Origin of the sequence: Streptomyces sp. SID9727 (genome assembly GCF_010550605.1) — a bacterium.
Taxonomy (GTDB): domain Bacteria; phylum Actinomycetota; class Actinomycetes; order Streptomycetales; family Streptomycetaceae; genus Streptomyces.
In genome coordinates this window covers 1-13,464 of record NZ_JAAGNI010000160.1, presented here as the reverse complement: position 1 = coordinate 13,464, position 13,464 = coordinate 1, and the positions used below count along the sequence as shown (strand labels likewise).

At 72.2% G+C, this 13,464-nt stretch carries 16 protein-coding genes; 10 read left to right on the top strand and 6 right to left on the bottom strand.

All coding sequences use genetic code 11. The features are described from left to right. Positions 1 to 1,211 (bottom strand): NAD(P)/FAD-dependent oxidoreductase (locus G3I41_RS11015; protein WP_164400021.1); only part of this gene is annotated, 1,211 nt, incomplete at its 3' end. A gap of 135 nt (positions 1,212 to 1,346) precedes the next feature. After that, entirely contained in the window at positions 1,347 to 3,461 is a 2,115-nt protein-coding gene (locus G3I41_RS11010) for a cellulose binding domain-containing protein (protein WP_164400020.1), read from the bottom strand. 282 nt (positions 3,462 to 3,743) lie between these two features. Between G3I41_RS11010 and G3I41_RS11005 the strand changes: the two genes are divergently transcribed. The 6 genes from G3I41_RS11005 to G3I41_RS10980 all read left to right on the top strand — a co-directional run bounded on the left by G3I41_RS11005 (position 3,744) and on the right by G3I41_RS10980 (position 6,474). Then, positions 3,744 to 3,953, top strand: a complete 210-nt coding sequence (locus tag G3I41_RS11005) for a hypothetical protein (protein WP_164400019.1) — start codon at positions 3,744 to 3,746, stop codon at positions 3,951 to 3,953. 135 nt (positions 3,954 to 4,088) lie between these two features. Further along, entirely contained in the window at positions 4,089 to 4,616 is a 528-nt protein-coding gene (locus G3I41_RS11000) for a hypothetical protein (RefSeq protein WP_164400018.1), read from the top strand. Positions 4,617 to 4,739: 123 nt separating this feature from the next. After that, entirely contained in the window at positions 4,740 to 5,261 is a 522-nt protein-coding gene (locus G3I41_RS10995) for an AraC family transcriptional regulator (RefSeq protein WP_164400017.1), read from the top strand. 5 nt (positions 5,262 to 5,266) lie between these two features. Then, entirely contained in the window at positions 5,267 to 5,623 is a 357-nt protein-coding gene (locus tag G3I41_RS10990) for a hypothetical protein (protein ID WP_203600710.1), read from the top strand. Positions 5,624 to 5,669: 46 nt separating this feature from the next. Further along, entirely contained in the window at positions 5,670 to 6,131 is a 462-nt protein-coding gene (locus G3I41_RS10985; RefSeq protein WP_164400015.1) for a DUF1801 domain-containing protein, read from the top strand. A gap of 88 nt (positions 6,132 to 6,219) precedes the next feature. Continuing rightward, on the top strand, positions 6,220 to 6,474 hold the full coding sequence (locus tag G3I41_RS10980; RefSeq protein WP_164400014.1) for a DUF6332 family protein: 255 nt from the start codon (positions 6,220 to 6,222) through the stop codon (positions 6,472 to 6,474). Between the two features lie 10 nt (positions 6,475 to 6,484). Here the strand turns inward: G3I41_RS10980 and G3I41_RS10975 are convergent, their stop codons facing one another. Further along, positions 6,485 to 7,132: a TetR/AcrR family transcriptional regulator gene (locus G3I41_RS10975; RefSeq protein WP_164400022.1), complete on the bottom strand. Its 648-nt coding sequence runs from the start codon at positions 7,130 to 7,132 to the stop codon at positions 6,485 to 6,487. A gap of 157 nt (positions 7,133 to 7,289) precedes the next feature. Between G3I41_RS10975 and G3I41_RS10970 the strand changes: the two genes are divergently transcribed. Then, complete coding sequence (locus G3I41_RS10970) at positions 7,290 to 8,759, top strand: MFS transporter (protein WP_164400013.1); 1,470 nt, start codon at positions 7,290 to 7,292, stop codon at positions 8,757 to 8,759. A 36-nt stretch (positions 8,760 to 8,795) separates the two neighbouring features. On the opposite strand, the gene G3I41_RS10965 is transcribed toward G3I41_RS10970, so the two are convergent. Further along, positions 8,796 to 9,491: a hypothetical protein gene (locus G3I41_RS10965; protein ID WP_164400012.1), complete on the bottom strand. Its 696-nt coding sequence runs from the start codon at positions 9,489 to 9,491 to the stop codon at positions 8,796 to 8,798. Between the two features lie 211 nt (positions 9,492 to 9,702). Between G3I41_RS10965 and G3I41_RS10960 the strand changes: the two genes are divergently transcribed. Then, on the top strand, positions 9,703 to 10,185 hold the full coding sequence (locus tag G3I41_RS10960) for a hypothetical protein (protein WP_164400011.1): 483 nt from the start codon (positions 9,703 to 9,705) through the stop codon (positions 10,183 to 10,185). A gap of 161 nt (positions 10,186 to 10,346) precedes the next feature. Here the strand turns inward: G3I41_RS10960 and G3I41_RS10955 are convergent, their stop codons facing one another. Together G3I41_RS10955 and G3I41_RS10950 are read right to left on the bottom strand one after the other, a co-directional pair. Then, the gene (locus tag G3I41_RS10955; protein ID WP_164400010.1) at positions 10,347 to 11,201 is read right to left on the bottom strand and encodes a M23 family metallopeptidase; all 855 of its coding nucleotides are present in this window, start codon (positions 11,199 to 11,201) and stop codon (positions 10,347 to 10,349) included. A gap of 57 nt (positions 11,202 to 11,258) precedes the next feature. Next, the gene (locus tag G3I41_RS10950) at positions 11,259 to 11,765 is read right to left on the bottom strand and encodes a helix-turn-helix domain-containing protein (protein ID WP_164400009.1); all 507 of its coding nucleotides are present in this window, start codon (positions 11,763 to 11,765) and stop codon (positions 11,259 to 11,261) included. 220 nt (positions 11,766 to 11,985) lie between these two features. On the opposite strand from G3I41_RS10950, the gene G3I41_RS10945 reads away from it, so the two are divergent. Together G3I41_RS10945 and G3I41_RS10940 are read left to right on the top strand one after the other, a co-directional pair. After that, positions 11,986 to 12,984 (top strand): dihydroxyacetone kinase subunit DhaK, encoded by a 999-nt coding sequence (locus G3I41_RS10945; protein ID WP_164400008.1) that lies wholly within the window; start codon positions 11,986 to 11,988, stop codon positions 12,982 to 12,984. Positions 12,985 to 13,026: 42 nt separating this feature from the next. Then, positions 13,027 to 13,464: DAK2 domain-containing protein (locus G3I41_RS10940; RefSeq protein WP_164400007.1), on the top strand; the 438-nt coding region annotated here is incomplete at its 3' end.

Below are 13,464 nucleotides of genomic sequence, written 5' to 3'. Positions count from 1 at the left end.
GCCCGGGTGCCCGAGGCGAGCGCGCCCTGGACGGAGCCGGTGGCCCGGTGGTCCCCGCACACGTACCGGCCCGGGCGGACGCGGGTGGTGCGGCTGAGCTGCCAGGGCGGGCGCATGGCCGGCAGGGCGCCCTCGACCGTGCGGGCGGCGATCTGCGTCCAGCCGCCGGTGTCGGTGGCGTACAGGTCGGCCAGGCGCCGCAGCACCGCCTGGGCGCGGCCCGGGAGGTCGGTGCCCAGGACGGAGGTGGAGATCAGCGCGGTGCCGGGCGGCGCGTACGTGGGGGCGACCTCGCTGAGTACGCAGGTGTTCAGGACCGGTCCGGTGCTGTCCACGAGCAGGGTCGGTTCGGCGAGCGGTGTGCGGTCGGTGGCGTGGTAGTACGTGGTGACGGTGCGCGTGTCCGGCACGGCGAGGTCCGGCAGCAGGCGGGCGGCGGCCGCCGGTTCCGTCGCCACCACGACGACGCTCGCGGGCACTTCGCTTCCGTCCTCCAGGGCGGCCCCGGTGTCGGTGATCCCCGCGACGGCGGCGCCGAGCCTGAGGACACCGTCGGGGAGGCCCTGGGCGAGCTGGTGGGGTACGGCGCCGATGCCCCGCGCGGGCAGGCACAGCGTCCCGCGCACCATGCTCCGCCACACCAGGTGGAAGAACCGGGCGGAGGTTTCCAGGCCGTCCTCCAGGAACACCCCTGCCAGGAACGGCCGGAGCACGTCGGTGATGACGTCGTCCGACAGACCGGCCCGGAACAGCGCCGACGAGGTGGTTTCGTCGCGGCGGCGCCTGACGGAGGAAGCGGGGAGGACCGCGTCCCGTGCCGTGAGTGCCGCCAGTGCGCCCAGGTCGCGGGCGGAGAGGGCCCGGCCCGGCAGCAGCGCCCCCACCGCACCCTGTTCGCGCGTCGGGTCGGCGAGGCGGACGGGACCTGTCCGGGTGTGCGCGATGATGCCCGCGGTGAACGGCCGCAGGCGCAGGCTCCGCAGGTCCAGGCGGCGCTTCACCTGCGGGTAGGAGGTGTTGAACACCTGGAAGCCGCGGTCGAGCAGGAATCCGTCCCGGCGGTCCGTGCGCATCCGGCCGCCCACCGAGTCGGACGCCTCCAGGAGGGCCACCTTCAGGCCGGAACGGCAGAGGTCCAGCGCGCAGGCCAGTCCGGCCAGGCCCGCCCCGACGACGACGGCGTCCGTGGGCCGGCGGTGCTCGTCGGTCATGCTGCTCCTCGCCCCGGCACGGTCATTCGGTCCAGCGGACCACGTTCCGCGGGCCGATGCGAGGAGCCACGCATACGCGGACCGGGTGACGTGCGGGGAGCCCCCGGGCCGGAGGAGGCTCCCCTCGCGTGGGCGTCAGCCGCCCGAGCAGACCGCGCCGTTCAGGCGGAAGACGGCCGGGTCGGGGTTGGGGCCGTCGTTGGCGCCGACGAACCCGAAGGAGGCGGTCGACCCGCCGTCCGGAGCCAGCGCGCCCGAGCCGTCCGGAGCGGTGACCCGCACATGGGAACCGGTCTGGTGGAACGTGGCGTTCCAGCCGGAGTCCACGGACTGGCCCGTGGTCGGCCAGTCCCAGTCGACCGTCCAGCCCGTGATCGGCGTGCCCGACAGGTTCCGCACGGTCACCGTGGTCACGAAGCCGTTGCCCCAGCTGGAGTCACGGTGGTACGTCACCGAGCAGACCGCGTCCTCGGGGGTGCCGGTGCTGAAGGTCAGCGGCGATGAGGCGCCCGAGAGCCGCCCCGCCGAGTCCGCCGCCAGCACGTTGACCGTGTGGCTGCTGCCCGGGGGCAGGTTCCGCAGGGTGACGGAGGTGCCGGTGGTCTCGCCGACCAGGAGGGTGTGGGCGCCGTCGCGCTCCTGGACCAGGTACCGGGTCGCGCCCGTCGACCCGTCCCAGGTGAGGCGCGCGGTGGTGTCGGTGACCGCCTCCAGGCGCGGGGTGCCGGGGGTGCTCGCGGCCGAAGCGGCCGGTCCGGTCCCGGTCTTCGGTTCGAGGGTCATGGTGAGCAGTGCGTACGGGGGCACGGTGACCCGGGAGGCGGACGCGTCGCCGTCGGTGACCTGGGTGATGTCGCTGTCGCCGCGCGCGTAGCGGCTGACCTCCGGCGCGGTCGCGGACGGGGTGAAGCCCGCGTAGTCGAGGGCGACGGTCCGTGCGGCGTCCGGGTTCTTGTTGACGAGCATGACACTCAGCCGCCCGTCGTCGCGGAGCACGGCGTGCGCCGAGACGTCCTGCGCGGAGGACTCGGCGGCGACCATGGTGTCGCCCGCGGTGCCCAGTTCGGCGGTCATCTTCATCCCGTAGTACGGGTGGAACGGCGTGTTGGGCGCCGGTTCGCAGACGTCACCGGTGCAGGCGCCGCTGGACAGCATGCCCATGTCGCCGTAGTCGGTCTCGCCGTCGACGGTGGTGATCGCCCCCGCGCCGTTGTGGGTGTTCCACCAGTCGACGTTGAACACGCCGTTCTCCAGCGCCGTCATGAACGCGTCGGCGGCGAAGAGTCCGTTGGGGCGGGCGGTGAGCCGGGCGCCGCCGGTGTTGGTGTTGATCTCGGTGAGCGCGATCTTGATGTCCGGTGCGTGCGCTCCGGCGACCCGGTCGATCTGGTTGCGCACCTCCCGGAGTTCACCGGGCAGCTTGGCGAGCCGGGACATGGCGGCGTCGGCGGTGGTGTCCGCTCCGCCCGCGTACCAGTGGACGCTGACGAAGTCGACGACGTCGGCCACCGCCGGGAGCACGGTGTGGTTCCAGTCGCCGGAATCGCCGTCACCGACCACTCCGTCCGGCCACTCCCCCGGGCTGGTGAGGACCGCGCCGATCTTGACCGTGGGGTCGACGGCCTTCATCGCCGCCGCGTAGGCGCGCACCTCACGCGCGTACTCCTGCGGGCTCTTGTCCTCGTGCTCGTCGTTCTCCCAGCCGCTGCCGTAGTGGCCGTTGCCGTAGATCTCGTTGCCGATCTCCCAGTACTCCGCCCCGTACTTCTTGGTGACGTTCGCGTACCTGACCCAGCCGGCCGCCTCCTCCGGGGTGCCGGAGCCGTAGTTGGCGATGAGGATCGGCTGCGCCCCGGTTGCGCGGACGGAGCCCATGAAGGCATCGAAGCCGGTGCCCGGTGCGACGTATCCACCGGGCGCGGTGTGCGTCTCCCAGTGGTAGATGTCCGCGTACGAACCCCCCGGGTAGCGCATCGCCCCGACATCGGCCGCCTTCATCAGGTCCGCCACCTCGGGGTCGTTCATGTGCGAGTCCCAGATGGCGGTGTTGACCCCGCGGGCGGCGCCGGTCAGCGTGCCCAGCGCCGCCTGGGCGTTCACCCGCACGTCGGCGTCCGTGTCGGCGGCGGCCCGCGGTGCGGCGGGGGCCGCACCGGTCAGTGAGGCCAGCACGGCGAGCGAGGCGGCCAGGACGGCGGCGGCACGTGCGAGGGGGCGGAAGCCGTGTGCGGGTCTGTGCGTTGGCGCCATGGGGGATCCTCCCTGGGATCTCGGCGGCACGGGCGGAATGGGGGCGAGAATGCCGCGCCGGACACGCGAAGTCCGTTGCGGCGAGGGGGCGTTACCTGTGGGAGCGCTCCCATAATGGGAGGGGTGCGACGCGCTGTCAACGGCGGCGGTACGGACCGGAGCAGCCGCTTCTCCCCTGGTCCGCGACGCCTTCGCCCTGATCGGCCGAATGGAGTCTTCCGGAACAGCGGTGGTCTTCCTTACTGTCGATGACCGGTTCATCCGGAACTTCTGGGAGATCACATGAAGCCTCAGACCTTGTTCTGCTATACGTGCGATTCCGACGAGATGCACCGGCCTCTCACGGACGACGAGAAGACCTGGCTGAAGGAGAGAACGGGGCGCACGAAGGTGGACGAGTTCTTCATGTGCGAGGCGCCGACCTGCCGCAACGTCCGCAGCGGATACGTCAAGCGCCCGTTCCATCCCGTCATCCGCGTTCCGGTGCCCTGACGCCACGGCCGGTCTCGGCGCCCCGGTCGCTCCGACCATCCGCTGATGCGGGCAGCGGGTGGCTCCCCCGTGCGGAGGAGCATGATCGTCCCTGGAGTGGACGCTTCGTCGCCGGCGTCGGGTGACGGTGGAGGCATGCCGATCAACTTCTCCTCGAGTGCCACCGAACGCCCGGTCCCGCCCTGGGCGCTGCGGCTCGCGCGGGCCCTTCCGTTCGTCGTCCTGCCGCACTGCCTGTGGCGGCTGCCGTTCGCCTTCGGCTTCACCATGGGGATGGTGGGCCTGCCGAAGGAACCCGAGCCCTGGTGGTCCCCGGCCTATGTCCTCGGACTGAGCGTGTTCACCGAAGCGCTGGCGTTGCTCTGCATGGGCCTGGTCAGCGGGTGGGGCGAGCGGGTTCCCGACCGGGTGCCCGTCATCGGTGGCCGACGCGTCCCACCGCTCGCCGCGACCGTCCCGGCGACGCTGGGCGGGCTGGGACTGGTGGCCCTGTGGGACACCATGCCCCTGGCCTGGTTCGGCCTGTTCGGGTTCCATGAGGTCGGCTTCAGCAACGGCTGGTGGATGGCGCTGGCACGCGTGTGCATCAGTCCGGTGATGCTGTGGGGCCCGATCGTGCTCGCCCTCGCGTACGCGTACCACCGTCGTCGCGGGGCAGCCTGACGCGTCGATGAACGTGCGCGGCAACCGCGCCCAGGAAGCGGCAGACCGTCCGAGGACGCGTCCCGCCCAGCTCGTCAGGAATCGAGAAGCACGGGCCATCGGGGCGTACCTAGCCTGCTCGACATGGACATCTCACCCACACCAGGGATCCCCGGGAAGCCCGCGCTCACCGCGGCACGGCGCCCGGCCGCCCTGGCACGCCTGCGGCGCGTCCGCGACCTGATCGACCGGACGCACACCGCGCCGCTGGACGTGCTGGCACTCGCACGCGGTGCGGACATGGCCCCCGGCTGCCTCAGCCGGCAGTTCCGGACCGTCTACGGGCAGTCCCCGTACGCCTATCTGACAGCGCGTCGCGTGGACCGCGCGACGCTGCTGCTGCGGGGCGGTCTCGGCATCGGCGCCGTCGGCGCGGCGGTCGGCTGCGCGACGCCGGGGATATTCACCACCCGCTTCACCGAGCTCATCGGCCTGACGCCGGAGCGCTTCCGCCGCCTCACGGAGGACGCGGCCGCCACCACGGACACGGCCGTCGGCGCGGCGGTGGCACCCGGCGTCGAGGGGCTGCCGGCCTGTCTGGCGCGGCAGGTCGCGAGAGCGGTCAGGAATCAGGAAGCTCCGGGACCTGCCCGGCCCCTCACGTGAAGTTCATGGAAACCACCGCTGACACCGAGCCCGCCGCCCCGCTCTCCTCCGTCACCCTCGAGAGGGGCGATGTCGCGGCGGCCCGCCGCTTCCGCACCGCCTTCGGTGGGGACACGCACATCCAGCTGCGGGCCCGCGAGGCCCAGGACTCCGGATTCCGTGGTTCCACCCTGGCGCCGGCCGTGTCCGGCCCCGCCACCGTCAAGCCGGCCCCGTACAAGCGCGGGTCCCTCGCCAAGGACCTCGGCGTCCCGGACGGGGCGGCCGGCTCCCACCGGATCGTCCTCGGCAGCACGGCCGGCGCCTTCACCGGCCCGGACGGCTTCGCCTGGGAGCCCACCTCCTCCGCCGGCCGCGCCTGACCCGCACACCCTCTTCACTCTGTCCCGTACGAAAGGAACCCCAGCCATGTCGATGTCGGACTCCTCCGAGAACTACAGCGGATTCACCGCCGAGGAGCGGGCCGCGATGAAGGACCACGCACGCGAGGAGAAGAAGGCGGCTTCGCGGCGCGGCGCGTCCCGGGCCGAGAAGGAGGCGGCGGCGGAGCAGGACGTCCTCGCGAAGATCGCCGAGATGCGGGACGCCGACCGGGCCCTCGCCGAGCGCATCCACAAGATCATCAGAGAGACGGCTCCTGAGCTGGCCCCGAAGCTCTGGTACGGCATGCCCGCGTACGCCAGGGACGGCAAGGTCGTCTGTCACTTCCAGAGCGCGGAGAAGTTCACGTCGAGGTACGCGACGCTGGGCTTCAGCGACCAGGCCGCGCTGGACGACGGCGTGATGTGGCCGGCCGCGTACGCCCTGACCGAGCTGACCGCCGCCGCCGAGGAGCAGATCACCGCGCTCGTCCGGAGGGCGGCGGGCTGAGCCTCCCGCACGCCCACGCGGTCAGCCCTTGCCGCCGGATCACGGACGATCCGGCGGCAAGGGCTGACCGCCATGTGAGACTTGCGCCATGGACATGGGGCGTGAGTCGCGGTGGGAGAAGGACGCGATGACGGTGGAGATCGTCTTCGCTCTGGTGACGGCCGCCGCGCTGGGGGCAGCCGTCTTCGGGGCGGCCCTCGCCCTCTCCCTGGCGTTCGACGTCACCGGCCCGGCGCGGGAACGCACGCTGACCGCAGGTGCGCTGCTCGGAGCGGCGGCCGGGATCTGGCGCGTGGTGCGGGTGCTGCGCCGGTTCGACGCCCGGCGCCGCGAGGGCCACTGACCCGAGAGCCTTACGCTCCGGCCTGCAGACGCAGGCCCGCCAGGGTCAGGTCCAGCGCGGAGCGGAACTGATCCGTGTCGTCATGGCCGTCGAACTCGTCGACGATCTCGTGAACGAAGGGGTAGTCCTCCGGATCGAGCCCCCGCCAGGCCGTGGCGAACCGGCCGAGGTATTCCTCTCGGTCCACGGCGCCGTCGAGAATCTCCTCCGGCGGTTCCTGGCCCATGTCGACGGCGGAGCCGACGACGACGCCGATGACGGCGGAAACGGCGTGGAACCGCTGGCGCGCGTCGAGTTCCAGGCGGAGCGTCTGCCGGCCCAGCTTCTCGTACACGCGCAGGGAATTGCTCTGCACATCGGTGTTGCGCATGAAGTACGCGCCGAGCCAGGGCCTCTCCACGACCGCGTCGAACAGCGTCACGGCCATCGCGCGCAGGTCGTCGATGGGGTCGTCGCCACCCGGGAGCTTCTCGATCTCGGCGAGCACCGTACCCATTACATGGTCGGTGGCGCGGTCGAGCAGTTCGTCCTTGCTCGCGACATACCAGTAGATGCTGGCGACGCCGCCGCCCAGGCGCTGGGCGAGCGCGCGGAACGTCAGCGCGGGCGCGCCCGCCTCGTCCAGCAGGGCCACCGCCTCGGTCAGCACGGACTCCATCGAGTGCGAAGCCCGGCGGCGTCCCCCCTCGGACCGGCGCCGCTGCTGTGCCATGGCTTCTCCCTCTCGCTCTTTGCATCTCATCGAACGCTGTTCTATCGTAACGCATCGTACGGCGTTCGATAGCCGAACGACGTTCGATCGAAAGGACCGCGCCATGACTACCGCCCCACCCGGAAACGGGTCCCTCTCCTATCCCTCGCTGCGCGCGGCGTGGATACCCCTCGCCGCCCTGTGCCTGGCCTTCTTCGTCGAGATGGTCGACAACACCCTCCTGTCGATCGCCCTGCCCACGATCGGCCGCGACCTGGGCAGCGGCACGACCGCGTTGCAGTGGGTCACCGGTGCGTACTCGCTGACGTTCGGCGGCCTTCTGCTGACCGCCGGATCGATGGCGGACCGGCTCGGCCGTCGACGGGTGCTGCTCATCGGGCTCACCGTGTTCGGGGCGCTCAGCCTGTGCGTCGCCCTCGTCTCCACCGCGGGCGAGCTGATCGCCCTGCGCGCCGCGCTCGGCGTGGCCGCCGCCGCGATGGCTCCGATCACGAACTCCCTGGTCTTCCGCCTGTTCGACGACAAGGCCCTGCGCATGCGCGCGATGACCGTCATGATCATCGTGGGCATGTCCGGCTTCGTCCTCGGCCCGCTGCTCGGCGGTACGGCGCTGGCGCATGTGCGGTGGGAGTGGCTGCTGCTCGTCAACGCCCCGATCGCGCTGATCGCGTGCGTCGGTGTCCGGCTCGGCGTACCGGCCGACCGCCCCGAGGACCTGACCAAGGACCGGCTCGACGTGCCGGGCGCGCTGCTGAGTGTCGCCGCCATCGGGCTCGCCTGCTACTCGCTGACCAGCGGTGTCGAGCACGGCTGGCTCTCCGGAATCACCCTCGCGTCGGTCGTGGGGGCGGTCGCGGCCGCGTGCGCCTTCGTCCGGCACGAGCGGCGCAGCGCGGCGCCCATGCTGGATCTCCGGGTCTTCTCGAACGGCACGGTGCGGGGGGCCGCCCTCGCGCAGATCGGAACCTCCATCGCGATGGCCAGTGTGATGTTCGGGCTGATCCTGCACTTCCAGTACGCGTACGGATGGAGCCCGGTCCGGGCCGGTCTGGCCAACCTGCCCATCATCGTGACGATGCTCATGGCCACCCCGCTGTCCGAGTGGCTCGCCCGCCGCTTCGGCCACCGCATCGCCTGCCTGGTGGGCGCGGCCTGCCTGGCGGGTTCGCTCGCCGGTCTCGCCTGGGGCGTCGAGCACGGGTACGCCGTCATCGCGGCGTGCATGGTGCTCATGACCGTGGGGCTGCGCACCGTGATGACGATCTGCGCGGTGGCCCTCGTGGACGCGATGCCCGAGAACCGCACCTCGATCGCCGCCGCACTGAACGACACCGCCCAGGAGGTCGGTTCCAGCGTCGGCACCGCCGTGGTCGGCACGCTGATCGCCGCCCTGGTCACCACGTCGCTCCCCGCCGGGGTGTGGAGCGGCGATCTCGTCGCGTCGTTCTTCCACGGCGAACGGATCACCTACGCGCTGCTCGCCGTCGTCGTCGGCCTGGTCGCGGCCGGCGGCGCGCTGAGCCTCACCGACTCCCGCAGCGTCGAGGAACACCCCGTCGAGGAACCCGCCTGATGCCCGCCCCGGCAGCCGAGCCCGTCGGTCCCGGGCTCAGCTGCCGGGCGGAAGCAGGTTCCTGGTCAGGTCGAAGGCGGAGGTCGCGGTGGCGAGGAGGGCGTTGATCCGGCCGAGCACCCGGTTGGCGCGGTCGGTGTCCTGCGCTCCGGCCGCGTCCGACAGGTCCTCCGCGTACTCCCGCGCCCTGACCGCCTCCTCGGGCGTGGCGCCCTCCGAGTCCGCCCGGAGCGCGGTCGCCAGCTGATGGTACGAGATGCCGGACAGGTCGGCACTACTGTCCCGCCCACTGCTCTGGGCGACGCCGTGGGGACTGTTGACGTTGACGGCCGCGAAGCCGCCCTCGGAGGCCGTTATATGCATCGATTCATCACTGCTCCCTGTCCACATGAAGTGCTTCCGGTACTCGCGCCATCCCTTGCGGGTGAGGGCGTACGAGCCGAACCTCCAGCCCTCGACGCGCAGGAGTCCGTGCTTGACGGGTTCCGCGAGGACGAGCAGGGCGTCGGCGCGGTTCCAGTTCCGCTCGGCGAAGTAAGACCCCAGGCTTACCCGGGCGCCCAGGCTCGGCGACCTGCGGCAGATCTCCTGGAACGCCTGCTTCTGGTAGAGGTCCAGCCTGTCCGTGCTGATGGACAGGGCGGGGAGCCTTCGCCTGTGAACGGCTGTCCGGAGCTTCAGGAACAGCCAGTACAGGACCGCGACGCACACCAGCAGAAGGAGAGGCTCCACCCGGGCTCCTGATTCTCTCGCGCCATCAAGGGCCTTGATTTTACGTGGAGTTGCCGCTTTCCGGAATGCCGAAGCCTGCCGCCGGAGGACGCTCGCCGCAAGGGCGTGCTACTGAGGTCCGACGGCCGGGTTGGCTCCCCGGTATGACGCGGTCGGCGCGGCCGTGTCCCTACGGTTCGGCCATCGCACCGAACCGGAGAAGGGACTTCCCATGACGCTCGCGCCCGACGCCCTCCCCGCACGCCGTCCGCTGCCGCGGCGGGCGGCCCTGCTGCTGGCCCATGCGCTGCTGGCCCTGCCCGTCACCGTTCTGGCGGTGGTACTGGCCGTCACCGGCAACGCGTCCGGCGCCGGCCGGCTTCAGCGACGCCTCGCGGTCCTCGGCGGCCCGGACACGTCCTCGGCGAGCGCGGCCCTTACGCCCGCACCGGACCGCTTTCGCACCGTCGTCGGCCGGGCCTTCCGCGGCCTCCCGGCGAACGCCCTCGCTTTCGCGCTGGCCGCCCCCTCCACGATCCTTCTCCTCACCCGCGGCCTGCTGTATCCGCTGGCGACGGCGGGCGAGGACCCCGCCCACGCCTGGGGCGGCCCCACCGCGGCAGGCGCCTGGGCGGCCCACTTCGCGATCGCCCTGGCGATGGTCGCGGTGGTGGCGGCACTCCTCGCCGCCACCCGCCGCCCGCACCGGTGGTAGCCGGACGAGAGCCGCGCACCCATCCCCGGCACCGCGGCCGGCGGGACCGGCCCGTCGTCGCGGCCCGTCGTCCGGCCGGCGATGAGCTCCCGGGGCGGCGGCGGTCACCACTGGGACACCACGCGCTCGTGAAGGGGCAGTCCGATGGCCGGTGGTCCCGGTCAGGCGTCCTGAGGCCGCACCGGCACCATGGCGTCCGCGTCGACGGTGAACGTCGCACCGCCGCCCGGCACGCCGACTCCGTGCCAGGTGAACGGGATGCCGCGCGCCGTCTCCGGATCGGGTCCGTCCATCAGCTGGAAGTGCACATGGGGCTCGGTGGAGTTGCCCGAGTTGCCGCAGCGGCCGAGCAGGCGGCCGGGCTCGACCTCGTCGCCCGGCCGGACGCGCAGGGAACCCTGCTGGACGTGCGCGTACATGGCGTACGTTCCGCCGCCCAGGTCCAGGACGATGTGGTTGCCCACGACGCGACGGCTGCCGCCTACGGTCCTGAACACCCCCTCGACCAGCCAGAAGTACAGGACCCCGGCGAGCGAACTGCGGCTCAGGTGGTCGCGCTGGCCGTCCTCCGCGTGCACGACGGTCGCGCCGGCGACCGCGTACAAGGGGGCGCCGAAGGCGGGGTAGTCACGGCTGCGCCGGGCGACGGGCCAGAACCAGACGGGGGTGGGGCGGGCGGGGCCGTCCGCCGGCTCGGCCACGATGTCGATGGCGTAGGTCTGCGCCAGGCCGTGCGTTCCGTGGCTCGGGACCTTGTCGGCCGGGCTGTTGACCGCGGACCAGCGACCGGTGACCGGCGGGGCCACCGCCACGGGCGACGGAGGCCGGTTCGTGATCCGGTGGCGGGCGGAGCGGCCTGTCACCAGGCCGATTCCCAGAGCGCCGAGCGCCGGGAGCCAGCTCAGCCAGTAGTTGTACGGCAGCTTCACGAAGAGCCCGACGGCAACTTGGATCAAGAAGATCACCCACAGCGCGTACTGGACCTTCGCGGCGATCTTCCACCGGTCCGCGAACATGCCTTCCCCCTTGCTCGTAATACGTAATCGGCGTACGTCATCGGTGCATGCCATCGGTCAGGTGGCGGGGCGTGCGGCGGTGAGCACCACGAGGAGCGGCACGACCCGCCCCGGCGGTATCTCGTAGCGGCCGCGCTCCGGGGAGTGCAGCCAGCCCGCACCCGTCAGCTGACGCAGATGGTGGTAGACCTGGCCGGTCGTCCCGACGCCGTCGAGCGCGGCCAGTTCGGCCGCGGTGCGCAGGCCGCCCAGGACCTCACGCAGCAGCGTCAGCCGCACGGGGTGGCCGAGCGCGGCGAATGACGCGGCCGCCTCCGGCCAGTCGTCGTCCAGCACCGTCTCGGTCAGCAGCCCGTACTGCCATTCGTAACGGTGACCGGTCGGTACGCGCACCGCGCCCGTGAACAGCACGGCGCCGTCCGCCTCCTCCGTCACCGGGTGCCGCGCCTTCAGCGCGTCGAGCGCCCAGAAGTCGCCCTCCGCGACGGGGGGCGCGGCGGGCGCCGCCTCCACCAGCTCGGCCAGGCGTCGTTCGAGCGCGGTGACACGCGCCTCCAAGTCCATGAGACGAGATTACGTAATTACGGAGTTGCGCGCAAGAGTGCAAGCGATATGTCCGGAGTTTTCCTGGTAGAGGTCAGCGCCTCCGGAAGCGGCCCCATCACCTCGCGAGCCCGTGCCACGCTCTGCGAGTTGCCGCACGCATACCGTTACCCGCATCATGGGATAATCGTCCGGGCCGGCTCGTACGGCCTCACCGCCAGGGACGGGATGGGTACGGCTTATGGCCAGGTACTTCGAGAACGGCGCCGGTGAACTTGTGGCGGACGCGCTGTCCGGCTTCGCCCGGGCGCACGCGGAGCTGGTCCGGTATGACGCGGTGGAAGGTTTCGTCACCGCTCGGCACACCGCGTCCACGCGGCGGGTGGGGCTGCTGTCGGGTGGCGGGTCCGGGCACGAGCCGCTGCACGCGGGGTTCGTGGGCGCGGGCATGCTCGACGCCGCCTGCCCGGGGAGGGTGTTCGCCTCGCCGCACAACCGGCAGATCTTCCGGGCCTCGCGCGCGGTGGCCGGATCCGGGGGCGTGCTGCACATCGTGAAGAACTACACCGGCGACCGGATCAACTTCGGCATCGCGGCCGAGCGCCTCGTCGACGCGGGGATCGCCTGTGCGCGGGTCCTCGTGGACGACGACCTCGCCACCGACTCGGCGGACATCGCCGCCGGACGACGCGGCACGGGCGCCACGGTGCTGCTGGAGAAGGTCCTGGGCGCCGCCGCCGACACGGGGATGGGGCTCGACGAGCTGGTGGAGCTGGGCACGGCCCTCGCGGGCCGGTGCCGCACCCTCGCCGTCGCCTCGGCCGCGCACCACGCGCCCGCCACCGGCGAGCCCGCGTTCCAACTGCCGCCCGGTGAACTGGAGTACGGCGTCGGGATCCACGGAGAGCGCGCCGCCCGCACCCGGGAGCAGCGCCCCCTGGGCGCGTTGGTGGAGGAGATGACGGGGTCGCTGCTCGACGCGTTGCGGCCCGGACCCGAGGAGTCCGTCGTCGCTCTCGTCAACGGGCTGGGCTCGGTCACCTCGCTCGAACTCTACGCGGTGTTCGGCGAGTTGGGGCGGGTGCTCGACGCCGGAGGGGTGCGGCTCGCGCGCCACCTGGTGGGCGAATACGTGACGGCGCTGGACATGCGGGGTTTCTCCCTCACGCTGATGGTCGCCGACCGGGCCGCCCTGGACTTCTACGACGCACCCGTGCACACCCCGGCACTGCGGTGGTGACCGGCCGCCCCTTGCGGGACGGACGTACGAAGAGGAGGGCCCATGACGAGCGACGCTCTGGACGGCACACGCACCCGTGAGTGGGCGGGGCACTTCGCGGACTCGGTCCACGCGACGGAGGCCGAGTTGACGGAGCTGGACCAGCAGGCGGGCGACGGCGACTTCGGCGCCAATCTCACCGCCGGGGTCCGGGCCGCCGGACCGCTGCTCGACCGGTTGGCGCCGTCGGCGGGCCCCGGTGAGCACCTCGGCGCCCTGGCCACCGCCTTCCTCGACGAGGTCGGCGGGACCAGCGGTCCGCTTTTCGGCCTGCTGTTCCAGGCGTTGGGCCGGGCCGCCGGGTCCGGACCGGAGCTGACGACGGGCGCGCTCGCCGAGGGCGCCGCCGAGGGCCTGGCCGCCATCCGCCGCGTCGGGGACGCGGCGCCCGGTGACAAGACGCTGGTCGACGCGTTGGCCCCGGCCGCCGACGCACTGCGG